The sequence below is a fragment of the Gordonia sp. LMA167 genome (assembly GCF_058130025.1).
Genome location: NZ_CM176708.1, coordinates 3,591,043 through 3,613,638 on the forward strand (window position 1 = coordinate 3,591,043; position 22,596 = coordinate 3,613,638).

Sequence of the window (22,596 nt, forward strand, 5' to 3'; positions counted from 1 at the left end):
AATGAAGGCGTGACGACGCGCGTACTCATCCTCGGATCGACCGGATCGATCGGTGTGCAGGCACTGGAGGTCATCGCCGAGCATCCCGAGCGCTTCGAGGTGGTCGGCCTCGGCGCCGGTGGTGGCAACCTCGATCTGCTGCGCGAACAGGCGAAGGCGTTCCGAGTCCCGGCGCACGCGCTCGGTGTTGCCGACACGGCGGCCGCGCGAACCCTGTCCGACGACCTCGGCGCGCAGGTCCTCGGTGGCCCGGACGCGATGTGTGACCTGATCGACGCGGTCGACGCCGATGTGGTTCTCAACGCGGTCGTCGGGTCCATCGGGCTGCGTCCGAGCCTCGCCGCACTGCGGTCAGGGGCGCGACTCGCGCTGGCGAACAAGGAGTCCCTGATCGCCGGTGGATCGCTGGTGCTCGACGCCGCTGCGCCGGGACAGATCGTGCCCGTCGACTCCGAGCACTCGGCGATCGCGCAATGCCTGCGCGCCGGCGGCCCCGACGAGGTCGATCGCATCGTCCTGACCGCCTCCGGCGGCCCTTTCCGCGGGTGGACCCGCGAGGCACTCGAGGACGTCACCCCCGAGCAGGCGGGCCGGCACCCGACGTGGTCGATGGGGCCGATGATCACGCTGAACTCGGCGACGTTGGTCAACAAGGCACTCGAGGTCATCGAGGCCCATCTGCTGTTCGGTGTCGACTACGACCGCATCGACGTCACCGTCCATCCGCAGTCGATCGTGCACTCGATGGTGACCTTCGTCGACGGCGCAACCATGGCCAAGGCGTCCCCACCGTCGATGAAGCTGCCCATTGCCCTGGCGCTGGGCTGGCCGGACCGTGTTCCGGGGTCATCGACCGCCTGCGACTTCTCCACGGCGTCCGCGTGGACGTTCGAACCGGTCGACAACGCGGTATTCCCCGCGATCGTTCTGGCCCGCGATGCCGGGCGCGGCGGGGGATCGCTCACCGCGGTGTACAACGCGGCCAACGAGGCGGCAGCCGAGGGTTTCTTCGCCGGCGCCATCCGGTTCCCCCGCATCGTCGAGATCATCCGTGAGGTGCTCGCCGAGGCAGATCAGTGGACTGCGCCGCCAGGTACTGTGGAAGACGTCTTGGCCGCCGACCAGTGGGCGCGGCATCGCGCCGCGCATCTGGTCACGGCATATGCGGATGGAGTGAGTAAGTGAGTTTCGCGCTCGGCGTGGTGCTGTTCGCCGCAGCGTTGCTGCTGTCGGTGGCATGGCATGAATGCGGCCACATGTGGGCGGCGCAGGCGACCGGCATGAAGGTGCGCCGTTATTTCGTCGGCTTCGGCCCGACGCTCTGGTCGACCCGGCGAGGGGAGACCGAATACGGATTCAAGGCCTTCCCTCTCGGTGGGTTCTGCGACATCGCCGGGATGACCCCCTACGACGAGATCGCCGAGGAGGACCGTCCGCGGGCGATGTACCTGCAGAAGCCGTGGAAGCGGCTGGTGGTGCTCTTCGCCGGACCGGCCCAGAACTTCATCCTCGGATTCGTGCTGGTCCTCGTCGTCGGTTCGATCTGGGGATTGCCGAACATCTCCAAGGACCCGGTCCCGGCGACGGTGTCGCAGACCACGTGCGTGCCGGCGTCGACCACGTATTCCGACTCCGCGGACCCGGTCTCGACCCCGTGCTCGGGCGCCGGGCCGGCGGGTGCTGCCGGACTTCAGGCCGGCGACACGATCGTCGCGGTGAACGGGCAGTCGGTGTCCGACTACTCCGAGGTCTCCAAGCTCATCGGCGACAGTTCCGGGCCGGTGGGACTCACCGTGCAGCGTGGCGCCGAGCGCCTGGACTTCACGATCACTCCGCAGCCGGCGACGGTGGTGATCGATCAAGGCGGCACGACCTCGTCCGAGCAGACACACAAGGTCGGCATCACGTTCTCCCCGCCGCCGTCCATCAACCACTACGACGGGCTGGCTGTGGTCCCGGGGGCGTTCGCGTTCACCGGCGACCTGTTCGGCGCGACCTGGGATGCCTTGCTGTCGCTGCCGTCCAAGGTCGGGGCGTTGTGGACGGCGGTCACCGGAGGTGAGCGTTCCGCCGACACCCCGGTCAGCGTGTACGGCGCGTCGGTGCTGGGTGGACAGGCCGTCGAACGCGGGGCCTGGAGCATGTTCTTGATGCTGCTGATCAGCATCAACTTCTTCCTCGGCTTGTTCAATCTGGTGCCGCTACTACCGTTGGATGGTGGACACATGGCCATCGTCGGCTATGAGAAGGCACGTAACACCGTCCGGAGGTGGCTCGGCCGGGCCGCGGCCGGGCCGGTGGACTACATCCGACTCATGCCGATCACCTACGCCGTCGTGATCGTCATGGGCGGCTTCATGGTGCTGACGCTGACCGCCGACATCGTCAACCCGATCAAGATCTTCTGACGAGACCCACGTCGAACCCCAGCCAGTCGAACCCAACAGCCCCATCGTCATTCGAGGTGAATCAGATGAACGCCCCAACATCACCTGACGCGGTCCAGGTCGGGCTCGGCATGCCCGCATCGCCGCCGCCGGTCCTGGCGCCGCGGCGCAAGACCCGTCAGATCCAGGTCGGTTCCGTCGGTGTGGGCAGCGACCACCCGATCTCGGTGCAGTCGATGACCACCACCAAGACCCACGACATCAACGCGACGCTGCAGCAGATCGCCGAGCTCACCGCGTCGGGATGTGACATCGTCCGGGTGGCCTGCCCGCGCCCGGAGGACGCCGAGGCGCTGCCGATCATCGCCAAGAAGTCCAAGATCCCGGTGATCGCCGACATCCACTTCCAGCCGAAGTACATCTTTGCCGCGATCGACGCAGGCTGTGCCGCGGTGCGGGTGAACCCGGGCAACATCAAGGAGTTCGACGGTCGCGTCAAGGAGGTCGCGAAGGCCGCCGGCGCCGCGGGCATCCCGATCCGGATCGGCGTCAACGCGGGGTCCCTCGACAAGCGGATCATGCAGAAGTACGGCAAGGCCACCCCGGAGGCGCTCGTCGAATCGGCGCTCTGGGAGGCGAGCCTCTTCGAGGAGCACGGTTTCGGCGACATCAAGATCTCCGTCAAACACAATGACCCCGTCATCATGGTGGAGGCCTACCGACAGCTCGCCGCACAGTGCGACTACCCGCTGCATCTCGGCGTCACCGAGGCCGGTCCGTCGTTCCAGGGCACCATCAAATCGGCGGTCGCCTTCGGTGCATTGCTGTCCGAGGGCATCGGTGACACCATCCGTGTCTCGTTGTCGGCACCGCCGGCCGAGGAGATCAAGGTCGGCGACGCGATTCTGCAGTCGCTGAATCTGCGGCCCCGCAAGCTCGAGATCGTGTCCTGTCCGTCCTGTGGCCGGGCACAGGTCGACGTGTACAAGCTCGCCGACGAGGTGACGGCGGGCCTGGAGGGTATGGAGGTGCCGCTGCGCGTCGCCGTGATGGGTTGCGTCGTCAACGGTCCGGGCGAGGCGCGCGAAGCCGACCTGGGGGTCGCGTCGGGCAACGGCAAGGGTCAGATCTTCGTCAAGGGCGAGGTCATCAAGACCGTCCCGGAAGCCGAGATCGTGGAGACATTGATCGAAGAAGCGCTGCGGATAGCGGGGGAGTCGGGTGACACTGGTGGTGACAGGGAAGCGGGTCCACCGGTCGTGACGGTCAGCTGATCACGGCGTAGGTGGCCACCGCCGACGGCCCCGCGGCCGTGGGACGCATCCCGCCGGACATGGCAGAGGGAGCGGTGGTGCTGAAGCTACTGGGCGATCGCCCGCTGGGCGCACGGGATGCGCCGGTGGTCGAACGGGTGTTGACGTCGGATCCGGTGGCGATGTGTATGGTCGCGGCGCGTTTCGAGACGCACGGTATCAATCCGCGGCTGCTGGGTGGCGAGCTGTGGACCGTCGACGATCCCCGTTCGTCGTTGTGCTTCTCCGGCGCCAATCTCATCCCGCTGGTCGGCTCGCCCGAGGAGATGGAAGGTTTCGCCGACCGCGCGGCGGCAGCACCTCGGTTGTGCTCGTCGATCGTCGGGCGTGCGGAAATGGTGTTGCCGCTGTGGGATCGGATCGAGCCCTGCTGGGGGCCGGCCCGGGAGGTGCGCGACAACCAGCCGCTGATGGCGCTCACCGGTCCGCCGATGGTCGCGCCCGACCCGCTCGTCCGACTCGTCACCCTCGACGACCTGGACGCATACCTGCCGGCCGCGATCGACATGTTCATCGGTGAGGTGGGTGTCGATCCGCGGGTGGGTGACGGGGGGCGTTCGTATCGGCGCCGACTGGCGTCGTTGATCACTGCGCAACGAGTGTTCGCGCGCTTCGACCACGGTGACGTCGTCTTCAAAGCGGAGATCGGTTCGTTGTCGCGCCGAGTCGGGCAGATCCAGGGTGTCTGGGTTGCGCCGGACCGTCGGGGCGAGGGGTTCGGCGCGGGCGGCACCGCAGCGGTCGCCGCCGCCATCATCGGGCTCGGCCGCACTCCCAGCCTCTACGTCAACAACTTCAATCTGCCTGCGCGCGAAGTGTATCGGCAGGTCGGCTTCAGTGAGGTCGGCAGCTTCGCGACCGTTCTGGTCGACTGAGTCGCGCGGCCGGCCCGCCCGAGGAGGCTGCCGCGGCGCGGATCGGTGGCGGACATCACCTGGTGAGTGTGATCCCGGCACGGTTGCGGTCTACCTCGGTGGTCGGGCTCGGTGGTCGGCCCATCCGGCATCCGCGGTGATCGCGATCGGTCATACGGCCGGCAAACCCGCACGATTGCCACCGCGTGGCGCAGCGGATTTCATGGTGCAGCGCCATATCATCGACACTGATGTTGCAGATGAGACGGCGAGTAATCAGTGTGGCCTGTGTTTCGGTCAGCGCTGCGTTGACACTGGGCGTTGCCGGATGCGCAACGGTGGACGACGGACCGCGCCAGGCCGTAGAACGGTTCCTCGCCGCGTTCGGCGCCAAGAACACCGCTGAGGCCGCCGATCTCACCGACGATCCGCAACAAGCCCGCAGCGGCCTCGATGCCGCGTGGGACGGACTGGCCGCCGAGAAACTCACCGCGAGTACGGGAAAGGCGCGCGTCAACGGGGACATCGCCGACATCGACGTCACCTATCACTGGGATCTGCCGCGCGGCCGGGAGTGGAGCTACCCGGCCCGGGTGAATCTGGCACGGTCGGACTCCGGCTGGTCGGTGCGCTGGACCTCAACCGATATCCACCCGGATCTCGGTGCCAATCAACGACTTTCGCTGCAGATGGTGGACGCGCCGCGGGCCACCGTGAACGAATCCGACGGTTCGGAGGTGCTGGTCAACGGGTCGGTGATCGGGATCAACTTCGACGCGAAACAGGCCGCGGCGAACGGATCGGTGGCTGATTCGGTCACCCGCCTCGTCGGGGCCCTGCAGGGCTACGCACCCGGCCTGTCCGCGCAGACGATCGCCGAGGAGTCGACCGCGAGCGACGGGCCGTATCCGATCACGCGGTTGTCCGAGCGCGATTTCGACCGGCTCCGTGATCGATTGGCCATTCCCGGCGTCGTGCACAATGTGCAGGCCGAACTCGTCCCCAAGAATCCGGATTTCGCGCCCGCATTGCTGACCGAGGTCAAGAAGGTCGTCAACAGCGAGGTCGATGGGCGGGTCGGCTGGCGGGTCGTGACCGTCAATCCCAACGGACTCGACGCCGATGTCCTCGCCGACCACGCACCCAAGCCGGCCCCGGCCATCTCGCTGAGTCTGTCGCGGCAGGTTCAGACCGCGGCGCAACGCGCCGTCGACGCCACCAACCGGTTCCAGATAGCGATGGTGGTCATCCAGCCCTCGACCGGCAACATCCTCGCCGTCGCGCAGAACAAGGCAGCGGACCGGAACGGGCCGATCGCGACCTCCGGCCTGTATCCGCCCGGTTCGACCTTCAAGATGGTCACTGCAGCCTCGGCGATCAGCCGCAACCTTGCTCACCCGGGATCGATGGTGCCCTGTCCCGGTGAGATCGAGATCGGTCCTCGCCGGATCCCCAACTACGATCGCTTCTCGCTCGGCACGGTGCCGATGCTGCAGGCGTTCGCCAGTTCGTGCAACACGACGTTTGCGTACCTCGCCAGCAAGATGGGGCCCTCGGATCTCGCGCACACCGCTGCGGCGATGGGCATCGGTCAGAACTATGACATCGCCGGCCTCGACGTCGTATCCGGTTCGGTCCCGATCGCGCCGGAACTGGTCGCACGCACCGAGGATGGATTCGGTCAGGGAAAAGTATTGGTGAGCCCGTTCGGTCTGGCCATGGTCGCGGCGACGGTGGCGCACAACGGCAAGGCGCCGGTACCGCAACTGATCCTCGGCAAGCCGACAAAGATAGAGGGCCCACAGCCGACACTGGATCCCTCGGTGATCGCCGAACTGCGTCCGATGATGCGGGCCGTGGTCACCCAGGGCACCGGTACCGTCATCGCCGACGAGGGAACGGTCCTCGGCAAGACCGGTGAGGCAGAGTTCGCCGGTGGGTCGCATGCCTGGTTCGCCGGCTACCGCGGCGACCTCGCCTTCGCGACGTTGGTGGTTCGAGGCGGGGACTCCAACAACGCCGTCGGCGTGACTCGGGACTTCTTCTCGTTCCTGCCGCCCGGGTACGCGGCCGGCGCGCGCTCCTGAGGGTGCGCCGGGTCGCGGCACGGGAGCCGCGGTGCAGGCGCGGGGTTCGCGGGACCTGCCCTCCACAACGACGAACGGGGACGGACGTGCGAATCCATCCCGGAATGAATCAAACAGCTTGCTCACCCGGGGATCTCAGCACTCGGCGGCGCCCTCGTAGCGCTCCTGCACTGCCCGGATGACGTTGCGTAGTGTCGGCGACTCGCCTCCGGCACGCCACACGATTCCCACCGGTATCTCCGGGCTCTCGTCGATCGGTATCCGGACCACCGAGGCCGGCGAGGTCGTGTCCGATGGGTGAACTGCGAAGGCGACACCGACACCTGCAGACGCCAGGGTGACGACCGAGGTCGCGTCCTTGACCTCGATGACGCGTCCGGGCCGGTACTTTGCCTGTTCGCACAGGTCCTCGACGATGCTGCGCAGGGTGCGTCCCGCCGCCGGCCGCACCAGGATGAACGTTTCGTCGCGCAGTTGGGTCATGGACAGCGACGGGTTGTTCTGCAACGGGTGGCCGGTGGCCAGCACGGCTCCCAGCCGGACCGCCGAGAACACGTGATGGTGCAGCCCTTCCTCCGCGACCGGTCCGCCGAGCACAGCGATCTCGAGACGCCCCTCGGCCACGAGCTGCCGCAGTTCGGAGTTGGGCCTCGAGGAGTCCACCACGAGTTCGAGATTCGGATATCGGTGTGCGACTGTCCGGACGATCTCGACGAACTCATCGCCCGCGAAGCCTGCGTTGTAACCGATTCGGAGGCGGCCGAATTCGCCGGTGCCGGCGTTACGGGCCTGCAGCACAGCGTCGTCGACAGCGGCAAGAGCGCGTGTGGACGGCCCGAGGAACGCCAGCCCCGCATCCGTGAGTCGGACCGACCGCCGGTCCCGGTCGAACAATCTGGCGCCGATCTCGCTTTCGAGTTGGCGGATGTGTTGGCTGACCGCGGGTTGAGCGAGATTGAGCCGGGCCGCGGCCCGGCCGAAGTGTAGTTCGTCCGCAACCGTCACGAACGTGGTCATCCAGGTGAGCTGCACGGTGACCCATGATAACAGTATGTGATCACTGGAATCGTAAATCGATATTGGACGCTTATGTATGCCTCGTGTCACATTTTAGGTCGACAGTGAGTCGCAACCCTGGATGCACCGGGATGTCCGAGGACATGGAGGTTTTACCGTGCCGCTACATCCGCAGATCGCCGAGATCCTTCACCACATCCGTCGGTGGGACGCCGACAACGGGCCATCGAGGTCGATCGATGACGAGCGATACCGGATCGACGCGTTGCGTCGCACGATCTGGCGTCCGGAGATGCTGCCGGTCGGTTCGATCGAGAATCGGTCGTTCGACGGGCCCGGTGGCGCGGTCGACCTACGGATCTATCGCCCGGCCGATCAGCGGGACACGTCTGTCCCGTTGCCGACCGTGCTGTATCTGCATGGTGGCGGCTGGTGCGTTGGCGGGCTCGATTCCCATGAATCGCACGCGCGGCGGATCTGCGATCGACTGGGCGCCATGGTGATCGGCGTCGACTATCGATTGGCCCCGGAACACAGATTCCCGGCCGGATACGACGACTGCGTCGCAGCCTATCGCTGGGTTCTCGACAATGCCGACGACATCGGCGCGGACACAGAGAAGCTGGTGGTCGCCGGCGACAGCGCCGGCGGTAACCTCGCCGCGGCCGTCGCGCTGACCGCACGTGACGAACAGTTACCACTCGCGGCACAGCTGTTGATCTATCCGGCCACCGACCTGTCCACGATTCGCCCGTCGATGCGGGAGTTGCACAAGGGCTACTTCCTCGAGGTCGGTCATGTCGAGCAGTGGCTGGACAACAGCGCCTATCTCGACGTCCCGGACCTGGTCACCGATCCGCACGTGTCACCGCTGCTCGGTGATCTCGACGGGATGGCGCCCGCTGTGGTCGTCGTTGCGGAATACGACCCGTTGAAGGACCAGGGCACGGCCTACGCACAGAAGCTCCGCGCGTCCGGGGTATCGGTTATCTACCGTGAGGCACGTGGAATGATCCACTCCTTCGCGAACATGGGCGTGGTCCCCGAGGCGGTCGCCATCTGTGACCGCTACTGCTCCGATCTCGCTGCGGTTCTCGAAGGGTCGGCGACGACGATCTTCGAGTCCGCCGAACTGCAGGAGGTGTGACGATGAGCGTGCAGGACATCCGACCAGCGCAGGGCTCATCGGACGCGGTGACGACGGCCGGTTCCACCGCAATGGGACGGCGCGCAGCATTGAGTGCTTACCTCGGCAGTCTCGTCGAGTACTACGACTACTTCCTTTTCGGCACCGCGTCGGCCTTGGTGTTCGGACCCATCTTCTTCGCCCCGCTCGGTGCGACCGGCGCGCTGCTCGCTTCGTTCGCCACCTTCGGTGCCGCCTACCTGACCCGCCCGCTGGGCGCCATACTGTTCGGCAACCTCGGTGATCTGATCGGGCGGCGCAGGATACTGACGGTGAGCCTCAACATCATGGGACTCAGCACATTCCTGATCGCATTCCTCCCGAGCTACGCCGCGATCGGGCTGGCCGCACCGATCCTGCTCGTCGTCCTGCGCCTGTTCCAGGGTCTGTCGGCCGGTGGCGAACAAGCGGGATCGAATGCGCTGTCCCTCGAACACGCTCCGGATGGCAAACGCGCGCTGTACACGAGTTGGTCGATGCAGGGCACCATCTCCGGGGTCGTGCTGTCGAGCCTCGCCTTCATCGCCGCATCGAGCCTTCCGGACGACGCATTCACCAGCTGGGGGTGGCGTGTGCCCTTCGCCCTGGCCGGGCCGTTGATGGTCGTCGCGCTCTACGTACGATCACGAGTGGACGAGCCGCCGAGCTTCACCCGCCGTAAGGCCGCAAAGCGCACCTCCCTGCCGCTGACGACTCTCCTCACCTCCTACTGGAAACCGTTGCTGCGCGTCGCCATCTGCAACCTCTTGTCGGTCGTGAGCACGACGATCAGCGTGTACGCGCTCAGTTTCGCCACCGGCACCGCCGGCATCCCCGCCTACCAGTTCCTGCTCGCCGGGATCATCGGCAACCTGGTCTGCCTGGTGATGCAACCATGGTGGGCCCGCCTGTCCGACCGAGTCGGACGACGACCGATCATGACCGGAACTCTCGTCCTCGTCGCGATCATCTGGTTCCCGTACTTCGCTTCGATCGCCAGTGGCAACATCTATCTCGTCGTGGCGTCGTCGATCCTGCTGATGCTCTTCTTCAGCGGAGCCAACGGCGTGCAGGCCGCCTTCTACACCGAGCAGTTCCCGGCCGAGGTCCGCTATACGGGCACCGCGATCGGCATGCAACTCGGCATCCTCATCGGCGGTTTCACCCCGACAATCCAGGCCGCGCTGGCCGACGTCGGCAACGGTGGATGGTTCGCGCCCATGGGATTCGCCGCTGCGATGTGCCTGATCGCCGCCGTGAGTGCATGGACCGCACGCGAGACCGGCCACGTCACCCTGGCGAGCCTGGATACCCGCCCGTAGCGGCGACACCCACGTGACACTCCGCGTCCTCGGCACGACACTGTCGTGGTCGAGGGCGCGGAGTTGGTGTGCACGGCGCGGATCGGTCGGTGACATCGAGCAACCATCGCGTGAGCACCGGATACACCACCGATGTCGGTCCGCCACAGCGGAAGGTGCCGATGTGCTCGCGGCTACGCGACGAGCGTGTCCGCCGCTGCCGCCATGTGCGCGGCGACGGTCGCGGCGGCCTTGTCCGCGTCACCGGTGGCGATGGCATCGACGATGTCCAGGTGACGTCGCGCGTCCATGTTGCGGATGCCACGGTCGACCCCGGCGAACATGATGGACATGCGGATGCTGCCCTCCAACGAGGTCCAGGAGTGCACCAGGGTCTCGTTCCCGGTGAGCTGACACATCCTGCGGTGGAAGTTCAGGTCGGCCTCGATGCGGTCCTCGATGTTGGCGGTTTCGCGTCGTTCCATCTCCTGCACCGCGTCGCGCAGCACCTCGACCGCGTTGGCGCGATCGTCGCGGGCCGAGAGCTCCCGGACGGCAAGGGATTCCAGAGCGGCCCGCACCGAGAAGATGTCGCGTATCTCCTTGGTGTCGAGGTGTCGAACCGACATGCGGCCGCGGGCGCCGGCCGAGATGAGGCCCTCCTGTTGGAGTTGGCGCATCGCCTCACGCAGCGTGCCCCGGCTGATCTGCATGGCTTCGGACAGTTCGGTCTCCACCAGATGGGTGCCGGGACGGATCTGGCCGGAGGTGATGGCACGGCGCAGGGAGTTCAGTGCCTGCTCCCGCAGGCTGGTCTTCTCCAGTCGGAGGAGCGACATCGGGTCGGCGGTCATGGCGGGACTCCTCGGGTGATCGACTGTCAACAGGGGGGCTGTTGACAGTCGATCGTACGCGCTCGACTCCGCAAGGCGTGGTATCTCTCGCACGGTCGTCAGCCGAGGAGCTCGAGGACCCGAGAGCGGACCCGGTCCGTGGACAGCCCATACCGCTCATGCAGGGTCGGTAGCGCGCCGGCGTCGAGAAAGGCGTCCGGAAGCGCGATCGGGGTGACCTGCTTGCCAAGACCGGCGCGCACGACGGCGGCGGCGGTGGCATCGAACAAACCGCCGGTGACCGAATGATTCTCCAAGGTCAGGGCGAGTCGGTCGGTGTCGAGCTCGGCCAGCACGGTTTCTGCGTCGAACGGTTTGATGGTGGGCGAGTGCACAACGGCGACGCTGACGTTGTCGACGGCCAGCGCCTCGGCGGCGAGCAGTGCACGCATGGTCATCAGGCCGCTGGAGACGAACACCACGTCGGTACCGTCCCGCACCACCTTGGCCTTGCCCAGTTCGAAGGTGTAGTCGTAGTCGTCGAGGACGGTGGGCACCTGGCCGCGCAACAGGCGCAGGTAGGTCGGTCCGGGGTGCGCGGCGAGTTGCGGCACGGCCTGGGTGATGTCCACCGAGTCGCACGGATCGACGATGGTCAGATTCGGCATACCGCGGAAGATGGCCATGTCCTCGGTGGCCTGGTGCGAGGGTCCGTAGCCGGTGGTCAGGCCGGGGAGCCCGCCGACGATGTTGACGTTCAGCTCGGGTTCGGCGATGTCGAGGCAGATGAAGTCGTAGGCGCGCCGCGCAGCGAATACCGAGTAGGTGGACGCGAAGGGGATGAGTCCGGTCTCGGCCATCCCCGCCGCAGCCCCGAACAAGAGTTGTTCGGCCATACCGACCTGCACGAAACGCTCGGGGAATTGCTGCGCGAATATGTGCATGTCGGTGTACTTGCCGAGGTCGGCGGTGAGCCCGACGATGTTCTCGTTCTCGCGGGCCGCGGCGACGAGTGCGTGCCCGAACGGGGCGGGCGTGGTCTTCTGCCCCGGGTCGGCGAACGACGCGATCATCGCCGAGGTGCGGAGCTTGGGTGCGCCCGTCGCGGGGGCGCGATGGGTGGTGGTTGCGGTCACTGGTCTCGTCCTTCGAGGAATCCGGCGGTCAGTTGGTCGCGGCAGATCTGCCACTCGTGGGCGTCGATGCGCATGAAGTGGGCCTTCTCACGCTGCTCCAGAAGGGGTACGCCGCAGCCGACGGTGGTGTCGCACAGGATGACCGACGGTCTCGCGACCGCATGCGCGGCGGCGGTTGCCGCATCGAAGGCCGTGACGAGGGCGTCGATGTCGTTGCCGTCGATCCGCTGCACGTACCACCCGCAGGCGGCCCATTTGTCGGCGACCGGTTCGGTGCGCAGCACGCCTGCGGTGGGGCCGTCGGCCTGCAGCGCATTGATGTCGACGACGGCGATGAGGCGACCCAACTGGTGGTGGGAAGCGCCCATCGCGGCTTCCCAGGTGGAGCCCTCGTCGAGTTCACCGTCGGAGAGGAAATTGATCACCCGGGAAGCGTTGCCCTGCATCCGCAGGCCCAGCGCCATCCCGACGGCGACGGTCAGCCCGTGTCCCAGCGAGCCGCCGGAGATCTCCATTCCCGGTGTGTACGTAGACATCCCGGACATGGGGAGTCGGGAGTCGTCGGACCCGTAGGTGTCGAGTTCCTCGATCGGGATCACTCCTGCCTCGGCGAGCGCCGAGTAGAAGCCGATCGCGTAATGGCCTGCGGAGAGCAGGAATCGGTCTCGGTGGTCCCATTCGGGATCGTCGCCACGGTAGTTCATGACATCGGCGTAGAGGGTGGCGAGGATGTCGGCGCATCCGAGCGCCTGGCCGACGTATCCCTGCCCTTGGGCCTCGCCCATGTTCAGGACGTGGTGGCGCATGCGGTGCGCCGCGGCGGCGATGTCCGCACATCGCTGCGCGGTGGGCGCCGGGGTGTCCGGAAGTGTGGAGGTCACGGTGAGTCCTTATGGGGTGTGCGGTGTTTCGAGAAGGTGGGGGAGAGGCCGGGGCGTGTCACGCGGCGAGCGTGACGCCCTCTCGGTGTGCGTGCCGAGTTGCCTCCTCCGCGGCCTGGCGCTCGCGCGGTCCCCAGGTTTCGCGGGTGTACACGGCGGCCCACAGGCCGATCACGCCGTAGACGCTGAACAGCGCCGCCGGACCCATCCAGCCGAACTCGACGAACAGCAGGGTGGTGATGAACGGGGTGAATCCGGAGACCATCGCCGAGATCTGGTAGGCCAGCGACGCGCCGGAGGCACGGGTCTTGGCCTGGAAGAGCTCCGGGAACCATGCGCCCTGCGCGCCGGCGAGCGAGTTCTGGCAGATCGCGTAGGAGATGACGATGGTGATTGCGATCAGGACGAAGCTACCGGTGTTGACCAGCAGGAACATCGGGATGCCGAAAGCCACCGCGAAGGCGGTCGAATAGATGTAGACGGAGCGTCGCCCGACCTTGTCCGTCAGGCGGCCCCACGCCGGGGTGGCGAAGATGCCGATGGCGGCTCCGATGCACAGTGCGGTCAGGGTCTGCGACTTGGATGCAAGATTCTGGCTGTGCAGGTAGGAGATCATGTAAGTGATCGAGACCGCGTAACCGGCGGTCTCGGCGATTCGCAGACCGATGCCGCGCAGGATGTTTCGCCAATCCGTCCGGACCACCTCGACGATCGGCGACTTGGAGATCTGGCCCGACTCCTTCACGTCTTCGAAGACCGGCGATTCGGGCACCTTGGCGCGGATGATCAGGCCGACGATGACCAGCAGGATGCTGCCCAGGAACGGGACCCGCCAGGCCCAGTCGCTGCCGAGATGGACGCTGCCGAGGAACACCAGGTTGGCCAACAGCAGTCCGACGGGGAAGCCGGCCTGCACGATCCCGGTGTAGCGACCCTTCTCGCGCCACGGTGCATGTTCGTAGCTCATCAGGATCGCGCCGCCCCATTCGGCGCCGAACGCCAGTCCCTGGATGATCCGGACGGTGACCAGGAGGATGGGGGCCAGGACGCCGACGGCCGCGTAGGTGGGGAGGAGTCCGATCGCGAAGGTTGCCAGGCCCATGAGGATCAGCGAGGCGACGAGCACCGGCTTGCGCCCGACCTTGTCGCCGAGGTGCCCACCGAGGATGCCGCCGAGCGGTCGGGCGGCAAAGCCCACACCGAGGGTCGCGAATGCGGCCAGTGTGCCGGCGACCGGAGAGGCGCCGGGGAAGAACGCGGTGCCGAAGTAGAGCGCGGCCGCGGTGCCGAACCCGATGAAGTCGTAGGTCTCGATGACCGCGCCGACCGAAGATCCGATGGCTACCCGTTTGGCGTCCGGTGTTCCGTTCACCGGTCCACGCATGGAGAGAGTGTCCTCGCTCATGGCTGATGTCCTTTCAGTATTCGAGCGTAATCCCAGGTCGTCGGGCTGAGCCGTCGATTGGTAAAGCCAGTGTGACCGGCCACACAATCAATGTCAACAGTCAACACGAATCACATGTCACCGTTTGACTGTTGACAGTCATCAGAGGTAGTGTGCTCGGCATCACAGCGAAACACCCTTCAGAAGGACGGACCCGCGATGCCTTTCGACCACAGGCTCGGATGCTCGACGATCAGCTTTCGCCATCTCGAACTACCGGCGGCGCTTGCGACGATCGCCGAGCTCGGATTCGGCGAGATCGACCTCGGCGCGCTCCCCGGCATCTGCGATCACGTGCCCTATGTGCTCGACGACGGCGCTGTGCGCGCGGTCGCGGACACGGTGGCCGCCTCAGGCTTGGCCGTTCGTTCCATCAACGGAGACATCGGTGACCTGAACGCGCGGCTGGACGCGGCCGGCCGGCGCGGGCGCGACGCGCATCTCGCGTCGCTGGTCGATCTGGCCGTCGCCACCGGCGCCGGTGCCGTCGTCCTGCCCTGCGGTGCCCAGGATCACGACCCGATCCGGTCCCTCGATGATGACCTCGACCTGGTCGCCGACGAACTCGTCCGGGCGGCCGAGGCGGCGAATACCCGCGGTGTCGACATCTGGGTGGAGTCACTGCACTACTTCCGCCTGTGCTGGAACGTCGACCGTGCCCAACAACTGGCAGACCGGCTGGCGAACTCCTCCGTGGGCATCGTCATGGACTTCAGCCACATCGTCGCCTCCGGCGGCGATCCAGTGGACTTCGTCAGCAGATTTCATCGAAAGATCGCGCACGTGCACATCCGCGATGCCGTCCCCGGCGACATCCACCGCAGTGTCGGCGCGGGCGCGGCGGACTTCGCCGCCGGATTCACCGCCCTTTCGACCGCCGGATACACCGGGCACTTCGCCCTCGAACTCGAGACCCGCGACATCACCGACGACCAACGGGCCGGCGGAGCCGTCGACGCCGGCGCCTTCGTCTCCCGACTCCTCTGACCGATCACCCGACCCGCACAACCTCTGGCAACACCAAGGAGAACAACATGGCAACCATCCAACGCACCGCGATCATCACCGGCGCCACCTCACCCCGCGGCATCGGGCGCGAAGTCGCCCGCCGCTACGCGGAAGAGGGCTGGGCCGTCGTCATCCTCGACCTCGACGGCGAACTCTCGGCCAAGGTCGCCGCGGAGATCGGCAACCAGTACGCCGTACCGTCGTTCGGTGCCGAGATCGACGTCACCGACGAGGCCTCGGTCGCCGCGGCGCAGTCCGCCGTCGCCGCCGAGGTTGCCGGCGGCAACCTGCCCGTCGTCGGCGCGCTGGCCAACATCGCCGGCATCACCTCCCCGGTGCCGTTCCTCGAGACCACCCTCGAGCTCTGGAACAAGGTCATGGCCGTCAACGCGACCGGCACCTATCTCGTGACCAGGGCGTTCCTGCCCGACATGATCGAGGCCGGCTTCGGACGCATCGTGAACATGTCGTCGGTGTCCGCCCAGCGTGGTGGCGGCGTCTTCGGCAAGGTGCCCTACTCGTCGGCCAAGGCGGCCATCCTCGGGTTCACCAAGGCGCTGGCCCGTGAGCTCGGTACCACCGGTGTGACCGTGAACGCCGTCACACCCGGGGCCGTCGACACCGACATCCGCGTGGGTTCGACCGACGAGCAGGAGGCGGCACTCGCCGCGTCGATTCCGGTCGGTCGCACCGCCACCACCACCGAGGTCGCCGCGGCGATCACCTTCCTCTCCAGCGAAGATGCCGCGTATCTGACCGGCACCACCCTCGACATCAACGGCGGCAGCCACATGCACTGACGGCTTCTGTCGTCAACAGCGGTTAGGACCATGCACAATGACTCGACTCTTCAATGACCCGGCCTCCTTCGCCGAGGACATGCTCGCCGGATTCCTGGATGCCAACGCGCGCTATGTCGTCGGCGTACCCGGTGGCGTCGTCCGCGTCACCGAGACACCGCCGGGAAAGGTCGCGGTGGTCGTGGGCGGTGGCTCCGGCCACTACCCGGCCTTCTGCGGTGTCGTCGGGCCGGGCTTCGCCGACGGTGCGGTGGTGGGCAACGTCTTCACCTCGCCCTCGGCCCAGCAGGCGGCGTCCGTCGCCCGTGCCGCGCATGGTGACTCGGGCGTCCTCCTGCTCACCGGAAACTACGCCGGCGATGTCATGAACTTCGGGCTGGCGACCTCGACGCTGCGCGACGAGGGGATCGACGCCCGGTTCCTCACCGTCACCGACGACATCGCGAGCGCCCCGGCCGACGAGGTCGCCAAGCGGCGCGGAATCGCCGGCGACTTCCCGGTGTTCCGTTGTGCGAGTGCGGCCGCCGAGGCCGGCTATTCGCTCGACGAGGTGGAGCGGGTCGCACGGACGACCAACGCGGCCACCCGAACCCTCGGTGTCGCATTCGACGGCTGCACCATGCCGGGCAGCGATGCACCGCTGTTCACCGTTCCCGAGTCGACGATGGGTCTGGGCCTGGGCATCCACGGCGAACCCGGCGTCTCCAGCCATGCGATGCCGCGGGCCGACGCACTGGCCGATCTGCTCGTCGACGGGGTCCTCGCCGACGCACAGCAACTGCCGCCGCCGACCGATTCGCGGCGGGTCGCGGTGATCCTGAACGGTCTCGGCCGGACCAAGTACGAGGAGTTGTTCGTGGTGTGGAGGACGGTGTCGGCCAGGCTGTCCGCAGCCGGCTACACCGTCATCGAGCCCGAGGTCGGCGAACTCGTCACCAGCCTCGACATGGCCGGGTGTTCATTGACCGTGACCTGGCTCGACGAAGAGCTCGAGTCGTTGTGGACCAGTCCCGCCGACACCCCGGCCTACAAGCGGGGCGCCATCATCCCGGCTGTGGAGTCGGTGCGACGCACGCCCCGAACGGCCGCCGCCGCAGTCGAGACGACCATGGTGTCCGATCACGACTCCCGTGCGGCTGCCGCGCAGGTGGTGCTGGGCTTCGAGGCGGTTCATCGTGCGATCGTCGATGCCGAGGAGGAACTCGGTCGCATCGACGCCGTCGCGGGCGACGGCGATCACGGGCGCGGCATGGTCCGTGGGCTCACGGCGGCCCTGGAAGCCGTGCGCGCCGCGACGGACGCGGGTTCCGGTGCCGGACAGGCGTTCCGGTCCGCGGGAGATGCCTGGTCCGCGGAAGCGGGCGGAACCTCGGGGGTCCTCTGGGGTGCCGCACTCAACGCCGCGGGACAGCGTCTGGGTGATGCGGGAACGCCCGACGGCGCCGCGATAGCCGACGCGGTCCGGAGCGGATACCTGGCCATGCTCGAGCTCGGTGGCGCGCAACCGGGTGACAAGACCATGCTCGACGCGATCGGCCCCTTCGCCGATGTGCTGGACGCGGCCGTCGCCGGGGCGGACGACTGGCGTGTCGTGTGGCGCGATGCCGCCGAGATCGCGACGAAGTCGGCTGCGGCCACCGCCGCACTCGTGCCGCGGGTCGGCCGGGCACGCCCGCTCGCCGAACGCAGCGTGGGCACTCCCGATGCCGGCGCGGTCTCGTTCGGTCTGTGTGTCGCGACCGTCGCCGATCTGCTTCCCACTCCCACAATCTGAAGGAATTCCGTTGAGTGACAAAACTGATCTCCGGCCACTGACCATCGCCATCGGCAGTGATGATGCCGGCGTCGACTACAAGTCCATCCTCGGTGCCGACCTCGTTGCCGATCCGCGGGTCGCGTCCGTCATCGACGTCGGGGTGCGTCCGGACGAACACACCCACTACCCACATGTCGCGGTGGCCGCCGCGCGACTGGTCGCCGACGGCACCGCCGACCGGGCGCTGCTGATCTGCGGTACCGGGCTGGGAGTTGCGATCAGCGCCAACAAGGTTCCCGGGGTCCGCGCGGTGACCGCGCACGACAGCTTCTCGGTCGAACGGGCGATCCTGTCGAATGACGCACAGATCCTCTGTTTCGGTCAGCGCGTCATCGGTGTCGAGCTCGCGCGCAAGCTGGCGCGGGAATGGCTCGGTTACCGATTCGACCCGGCGTCGGCATCGGCCGAGAAGGTCGCGGCGATCGGGGATTATGAGCGGATTCCCGCTGTGAGCTGATGCCCGCTGTGAGCTGATGCCCGCTGTGAGCTGATGCCCGCTGTGAGCTGATGCCCGCCGTGAGCTGGTGCCTGCCACGAGCTGGTGCCCGCGGCGAGCTCATTTCAGGATTGAGTCACCTGGATATACCACTAGGTACGTCGCGGCACGATGATCGGTTGCCCGGACTCCGGATGGTCCCAGATCTCCACCGGGTGATCGTAGGTCTTCGACAACAGTTCGGCGGTCATCACGTCGCGGGTCGGACCGTGGGCCAGCAGGTGTCCGTCCTTCATCAACGCCACCCGGTCGGCGTAGGCCGCGGCGAGCGACAGATCGTGCACCACGAGCAGGATGGCGGCACCGCGATCACGGGCGGCCCGCAGGATGTCGAGCACCGACTCCTGGTGGTGGATGTCGAGCGCCGCCGTCGGCTCGTCGAGCAGCATCACCGGTGCCTCCTGGGCCAGCGCCCGGGCGATCGAGACCCGCGCCTGCTGCCCGCCCGACAACTGCGCGAAGGGACGGTTGGCGATGTCCGTCAGATCGCAGGAGTTGATCGCCGTATCGATGACCTCCGGCGATCTCACCGCATCGGGGGTGCGCAGCCAGGGGTAACGACCCATCTCGACGACCTCGATCACCGAGAACGGGGTGTCGGTCCGGTTGTGCTGTGTGACGAAGGAACGCAGCCGGGCGAGTTCGCGCGACGAGACCTTCGACACCTCGTGCTCGTCGATGTGGACGGTGCCGTTCTCGGGCCCGCGTAATCCGGCCAGCACCGACAGCAGCGTCGACTTCCCGCAGCCGTTCGGGCCGACGAGCGCCAGCAAGCACCCGGGATCGACATGCAGCGACACATCTTTCACCACGTCGCGGCCGCCGAGGCGCACGGTGATGTGTTCGGCGACGATGCCGGAGGTGCCGATGGCCATGCTCACCATCCCGCCCCGGCGCGCCGACTGCGTCGCAGCAGGATGAAGAACACCGGGCCGCCGATCAGCGAGGTGAACATGCCCAGCGGAAGGTCGGCGTCGCCGAGCATGGTCCGGGCGGCGAGGTCGGCGGCGGTGATGACGAGGGCTCCGCCGACAACGCTGGCCGGCAGCAGGATCGCGTGGCGCGGGCCGACGATCAGGCGCAGGACGTGCGGCACCACCAGGCCCACGAACATGATGATCCCGGCGAAGGCGACGGCCGCCGCGGTGAGGATCGACACCAGGACGATCACCTGGCGCCGCACCACTTCGACGTTGACACCCAGCGAGGCGGCCTGGATCTCGCCGAGCGCGAGCAGATCGAGTTTGTGCACGAGAACCAGCGAGGCGGCCACCGCCGCCACGATGAGCGGGGCGGCCACCCAGATCTCGTCCCAGGTGGTCCCGGCCAGCGAGCCCAATTGCCAGAACACGATCTGTTCGCGGGCTGCGGTCGACGCCACGAATGTGAGGTAGGCGATGATGCCGAGCGCGAACGCGTTCACCGCGATTCCGGTGAGCACCAACATGATCGCCGAGGTGGAACCGTCGCGGAGCGACAGCAGGTAGACCGATGCCGCGGTGAACAGCCCGAACACGAACGCGGCGCCGGCCAGCGCCCAGTCGTTGGCCGTTCCGCCACCGAGCACGATCATCAGGCACGCGCCGACGGCCGCGCCGGACGAGACCCCGATGATGCCCGGTTCGGCGAGCGGGTTGGCGAGAACACCCTGCAACAGACAGCCACCCGCGCCGAGCGCGGCCCCGACGAGCAGCCCCAGCACGATGCGTGGGAACCGGACATTCCACAGTGCGGCTTCGCCGTTGGGGTGGGAGGGCAGCGGTCCGACCTGCAGATGGAAGTGGTGCGCGAGGCTGCCGAGGACCTCCGTGGGAGGCACGTCGACCTTGCCGATCCCGGCCGACACGACGACGAGCGCTGCCGTCGCGACCAGCAGCACGGTCATCGCGACGATGTTGCGGGTGCGCCGCCGGCCGCGCTGGTCGTCGGCGAGCCGGGACGACACCCGTCCGGTGGTCGGTGCGCTCATGTGTAGATGGCCCCGGCCAGGGAGGCGAGCACCTCGCCGACATCGGGTCCGAACGCCAAGATCTTGGTCTCGTCCATCTGCACCACCCGGCGGTGCCGGCCGGCATCGGTCTCGGCGATGCCCGGCAGGCCCAGCACACCGTCGAGCCCCCCGACGGTGTCGGCGCCCTGTGTCATGACCAGGATCACGTTGGGATCGGCCTTGATCATCGCCTCGGCACTGATCGCGGTGAACGCGCCGGACAGGTCGGCTTCCTCGCCGGCGTCGCGCCCGCCGAGGTGGGCGATCAGGTCGTCGGCGCCGGAGCCGGGTCCGGCCAGCAGGATCAGGTTGCGACCGCGAATGTAGACGAAGGCGATCACCGGATCGCCGGATGGCGAGGGAACGAGTTCGCGCGCCTGCTTCACCTGGCGGTCGGTTCGCGCGACGAGTTGCTCGCCCTGGGTGGGTACGCCGAGGGCACCTGCGACGGAGCGGATGAGTGCGTCGTTGGCGTCGAGGCTGCGGGTACCGGGGAAGAGGATGACCGGTACACCCGACTCACGGATCTGGTCGACCGCGGCCGCCGGCACCGTGTTCTCGTCGGCGAGCAGCACGGTGGGGTTCCGCGCGAGCACCGCCTCCGCGTTGAGGCTGTGACCGCGGTTGGTGACCACCGGTACCGCCGAGGCCGAGGGGAACGCGGTCGAGGTGTCGCGACCGACGACGTGTGACCCCATGCCCAGCGAGTACACGATGCTCCCGAGGGTGCCGTTGATGTCGACGGCGATGATCCGGTTCGTGTCGGTGACCGTCACCTTTCCGTACCGGATCGAATCGACGGTCACCGGCAGGGTCGGTGACGGATCGCGAGCGATGGGGTCGACGTCCTTCTGCGCGAGTTCGGCCGTCTGGGGGCCGTTGCGCAGGTGCGCCGTGGGTGACACCGTGTCGTGGGTCTGCTCGATCGGCTCGACGAAACACGCCGTGGTGGAGCCGACCGACAGCAGTACGACCGCGACGAGGAGTGAGCGCACGACGCTGCCGATTCTGGTGACTCTGCTCACCGGCTCACCCGCGTCACGATTCCTCCGCACTCGTCGTCTCCCACGTTCGCTTAGTCTCACCTTAGTCACGGGCACCGCCGCGCCCGACAACGCTGGTCGGGCGGGGGTGGGGGCACCCGGGTTCGACTGGTGCCGTCGAGCCCGGCTCCGCCGGGCCTCTTGGATAAGGTGGGATTCATGACTGTTCGCGCTGCCCTGCGACCCGGCACGGTGTCGCCCACCCGCCCGGTCCCGGATTCGATCGCACGGCCGGAGTACGCGTGGAAGCCGACGGCCGACGAAGGCCACGAGCCCTGGGTGCAGACCCCGGACACGATCGAGAAGATGAGGGTCGCCGGGCGGATCGCGGCCAATGCGCTCGCCGAGGCGGGTAAGGCCGTCGCACCCGGGGTGACCACCGACGAGCTCGACCGGGTCGCGCACGAGTACATGATCGACCACGGCGCGTACCCGTCGACTCTCGGTTACAAGGGATTTCCCAAATCGTGCTGCACCTCGCTCAACGAGGTGATCTGCCACGGCATCCCGGACTCCACCGTCATCTCCGACGGTGACATCGTGAACATCGATGTGACGGCCTACATCGACGGTGTGCACGGCGACACCAACGCCACCTTCCTGGCCGGTGAGGTGTCCACCGAGGCGGCGGACCTCGTCGAGCGGACCCGGATCGCGACCGAACGGGCGATCAAGGCGGTCAAGCCCGGTCGTGAGCTCAACGTCATCGGTCGCGTCATCGAGGCCTACGCCAACCGGTTCGGCTACAACGTGGTGCGCGACTTCACCGGGCACGGCATCGGCGAGACCTTTCACAACGGGCTGGTGATCCTGCACTACGACCAGCCGAACGTGGACACCGTCATCGAGCCGGGCATGGTCTTCACCATCGAACCGATGATCAATCTCGGCGGACTCGGGTATGAGATCTGGGACGACGGCTGGACGGTCGTCACGAACGACAAGAAGTGGACCGCCCAGTTCGAGCACACGCTCGTGGTCACCGAGGACGGCGCGGAGATCCTGACCCTGCCCGACCAGTGATC

The 22,596-nt window shown here is 67.3% G+C and carries 20 protein-coding genes; 12 read left to right on the forward strand and 8 right to left on the reverse strand.

Features of this window, described 5'->3' with window-relative positions:
* Nucleotides 1–9 precede the first annotated feature (9 nt).
* From dxr to ACVT6V_RS16405, 5 genes are all read left to right on the forward strand, one after another.
* Nucleotides 10–1,185, forward strand: coding sequence for a 1-deoxy-D-xylulose-5-phosphate reductoisomerase (gene dxr, locus ACVT6V_RS16385; RefSeq protein ID WP_489894544.1), 1,176 nt, complete (start codon nucleotides 10–12; stop codon nucleotides 1,183–1,185).
* A complete protein-coding gene (locus ACVT6V_RS16390) occupies nucleotides 1,182–2,408 on the forward strand; it encodes a M50 family metallopeptidase (protein ID WP_489894546.1) in 1,227 nt (408 codons plus the stop codon). The genes dxr and ACVT6V_RS16390 overlap by 4 nt, the downstream gene beginning before the upstream one ends.
* A 65-nt stretch (nucleotides 2,409–2,473) precedes the next feature.
* A complete protein-coding gene (gene ispG, locus ACVT6V_RS16395; RefSeq protein WP_489894548.1) occupies nucleotides 2,474–3,661 on the forward strand; it encodes a flavodoxin-dependent (E)-4-hydroxy-3-methylbut-2-enyl-diphosphate synthase in 1,188 nt (395 codons plus the stop codon).
* Nucleotides 3,662–3,738: 77 nt separating this feature from the next.
* Nucleotides 3,739–4,575, forward strand: coding sequence for a GNAT family N-acetyltransferase (locus tag ACVT6V_RS16400; RefSeq protein ID WP_489900843.1), 837 nt, complete (start codon nucleotides 3,739–3,741; stop codon nucleotides 4,573–4,575).
* 230 nt (nucleotides 4,576–4,805) lie between these two features.
* Complete coding sequence (locus tag ACVT6V_RS16405) at nucleotides 4,806–6,641, forward strand: penicillin-binding transpeptidase domain-containing protein (RefSeq protein WP_489900844.1); 1,836 nt, start codon at nucleotides 4,806–4,808, stop codon at nucleotides 6,639–6,641.
* Nucleotides 6,642–6,776: 135 nt separating this feature from the next.
* On the opposite strand, the gene ACVT6V_RS16410 is transcribed toward ACVT6V_RS16405, so the two are convergent.
* The gene (locus tag ACVT6V_RS16410) at nucleotides 6,777–7,673 is read right to left on the reverse strand and encodes a LysR family transcriptional regulator (protein ID WP_489894551.1); all 897 of its coding nucleotides are present in this window, start codon (nucleotides 7,671–7,673) and stop codon (nucleotides 6,777–6,779) included.
* Nucleotides 7,674–7,815: 142 nt separating this feature from the next.
* Between ACVT6V_RS16410 and ACVT6V_RS16415 the strand changes: the two genes are divergently transcribed.
* Together ACVT6V_RS16415 and ACVT6V_RS16420 are read left to right on the forward strand one after the other, a co-directional pair.
* Nucleotides 7,816–8,805 (forward strand): alpha/beta hydrolase, encoded by a 990-nt coding sequence (locus tag ACVT6V_RS16415; RefSeq protein ID WP_489894553.1) that lies wholly within the window; start codon nucleotides 7,816–7,818, stop codon nucleotides 8,803–8,805.
* 2 nt (nucleotides 8,806–8,807) lie between these two features.
* On the forward strand, nucleotides 8,808–10,145 hold the full coding sequence (locus ACVT6V_RS16420) for an MFS transporter (RefSeq protein WP_489894555.1): 1,338 nt from the start codon (nucleotides 8,808–8,810) through the stop codon (nucleotides 10,143–10,145).
* A 173-nt stretch (nucleotides 10,146–10,318) separates the two neighbouring features.
* On the opposite strand, the gene ACVT6V_RS16425 is transcribed toward ACVT6V_RS16420, so the two are convergent.
* From ACVT6V_RS16425 to ACVT6V_RS16440, 4 genes are all read right to left on the reverse strand, one after another.
* Complete coding sequence (locus ACVT6V_RS16425; RefSeq protein ID WP_489894557.1) at nucleotides 10,319–10,978, reverse strand: GntR family transcriptional regulator; 660 nt, start codon at nucleotides 10,976–10,978, stop codon at nucleotides 10,319–10,321.
* A gap of 98 nt (nucleotides 10,979–11,076) precedes the next feature.
* Nucleotides 11,077–12,030 carry a transketolase family protein gene (locus ACVT6V_RS16430; RefSeq protein WP_489900845.1) on the reverse strand — a complete coding sequence of 318 codons (954 nt, stop codon included), beginning with the start codon at nucleotides 12,028–12,030 and terminating at the stop codon, nucleotides 11,077–11,079.
* A gap of 59 nt (nucleotides 12,031–12,089) precedes the next feature.
* A complete protein-coding gene (locus tag ACVT6V_RS16435; RefSeq protein WP_489900846.1) occupies nucleotides 12,090–12,899 on the reverse strand; it encodes a transketolase in 810 nt (269 codons plus the stop codon).
* Between the two features lie 133 nt (nucleotides 12,900–13,032).
* Entirely contained in the window at nucleotides 13,033–14,379 is a 1,347-nt protein-coding gene (locus ACVT6V_RS16440) for an MFS transporter (RefSeq protein WP_489894559.1), read from the reverse strand.
* A 198-nt stretch (nucleotides 14,380–14,577) separates the two neighbouring features.
* On the opposite strand from ACVT6V_RS16440, the gene ACVT6V_RS16445 reads away from it, so the two are divergent.
* Genes ACVT6V_RS16445 through ACVT6V_RS16460 form a run of 4 tightly spaced genes read left to right on the forward strand, consistent with a single transcriptional unit; the run spans nucleotide 14,578 to nucleotide 18,499 of the window.
* Nucleotides 14,578–15,405 carry a sugar phosphate isomerase/epimerase family protein gene (locus tag ACVT6V_RS16445; RefSeq protein ID WP_489894561.1) on the forward strand — a complete coding sequence of 276 codons (828 nt, stop codon included), beginning with the start codon at nucleotides 14,578–14,580 and terminating at the stop codon, nucleotides 15,403–15,405.
* Between the two features lie 47 nt (nucleotides 15,406–15,452).
* Nucleotides 15,453–16,226: an SDR family NAD(P)-dependent oxidoreductase gene (locus ACVT6V_RS16450; protein WP_489894563.1), complete on the forward strand. Its 774-nt coding sequence runs from the start codon at nucleotides 15,453–15,455 to the stop codon at nucleotides 16,224–16,226.
* Nucleotides 16,227–16,263: 37 nt separating this feature from the next.
* On the forward strand, nucleotides 16,264–18,000 hold the full coding sequence (locus ACVT6V_RS16455) for a dihydroxyacetone kinase family protein (RefSeq protein ID WP_489894565.1): 1,737 nt from the start codon (nucleotides 16,264–16,266) through the stop codon (nucleotides 17,998–18,000).
* 10 nt (nucleotides 18,001–18,010) lie between these two features.
* Nucleotides 18,011–18,499 carry a ribose-5-phosphate isomerase gene (locus ACVT6V_RS16460; RefSeq protein WP_489894567.1) on the forward strand — a complete coding sequence of 163 codons (489 nt, stop codon included), beginning with the start codon at nucleotides 18,011–18,013 and terminating at the stop codon, nucleotides 18,497–18,499.
* Nucleotides 18,500–18,630: 131 nt separating this feature from the next.
* On the opposite strand, the gene ACVT6V_RS16465 is transcribed toward ACVT6V_RS16460, so the two are convergent.
* The 3 genes from ACVT6V_RS16465 to ACVT6V_RS16475 are packed head-to-tail and all read right to left on the reverse strand — an operon-like array spanning nucleotide 18,631 to nucleotide 21,523.
* Nucleotides 18,631–19,413 carry a heme ABC transporter ATP-binding protein gene (locus ACVT6V_RS16465; protein WP_489894569.1) on the reverse strand — a complete coding sequence of 261 codons (783 nt, stop codon included), beginning with the start codon at nucleotides 19,411–19,413 and terminating at the stop codon, nucleotides 18,631–18,633.
* Between the two features lie 2 nt (nucleotides 19,414–19,415).
* Complete coding sequence (locus tag ACVT6V_RS16470; protein ID WP_489894571.1) at nucleotides 19,416–20,507, reverse strand: FecCD family ABC transporter permease; 1,092 nt, start codon at nucleotides 20,505–20,507, stop codon at nucleotides 19,416–19,418.
* On the reverse strand, nucleotides 20,504–21,523 hold the full coding sequence (locus ACVT6V_RS16475) for a heme/hemin ABC transporter substrate-binding protein (protein WP_489900847.1): 1,020 nt from the start codon (nucleotides 21,521–21,523) through the stop codon (nucleotides 20,504–20,506). The genes ACVT6V_RS16470 and ACVT6V_RS16475 overlap by 4 nt, the downstream gene beginning before the upstream one ends.
* 207 nt (nucleotides 21,524–21,730) lie before the next feature.
* Between ACVT6V_RS16475 and map the strand changes: the two genes are divergently transcribed.
* The gene (map, locus tag ACVT6V_RS16480) at nucleotides 21,731–22,594 is read left to right on the forward strand and encodes a type I methionyl aminopeptidase (protein WP_489894573.1); all 864 of its coding nucleotides are present in this window, start codon (nucleotides 21,731–21,733) and stop codon (nucleotides 22,592–22,594) included.
* Nucleotides 22,595–22,596: the final 2 nt, after the last annotated feature.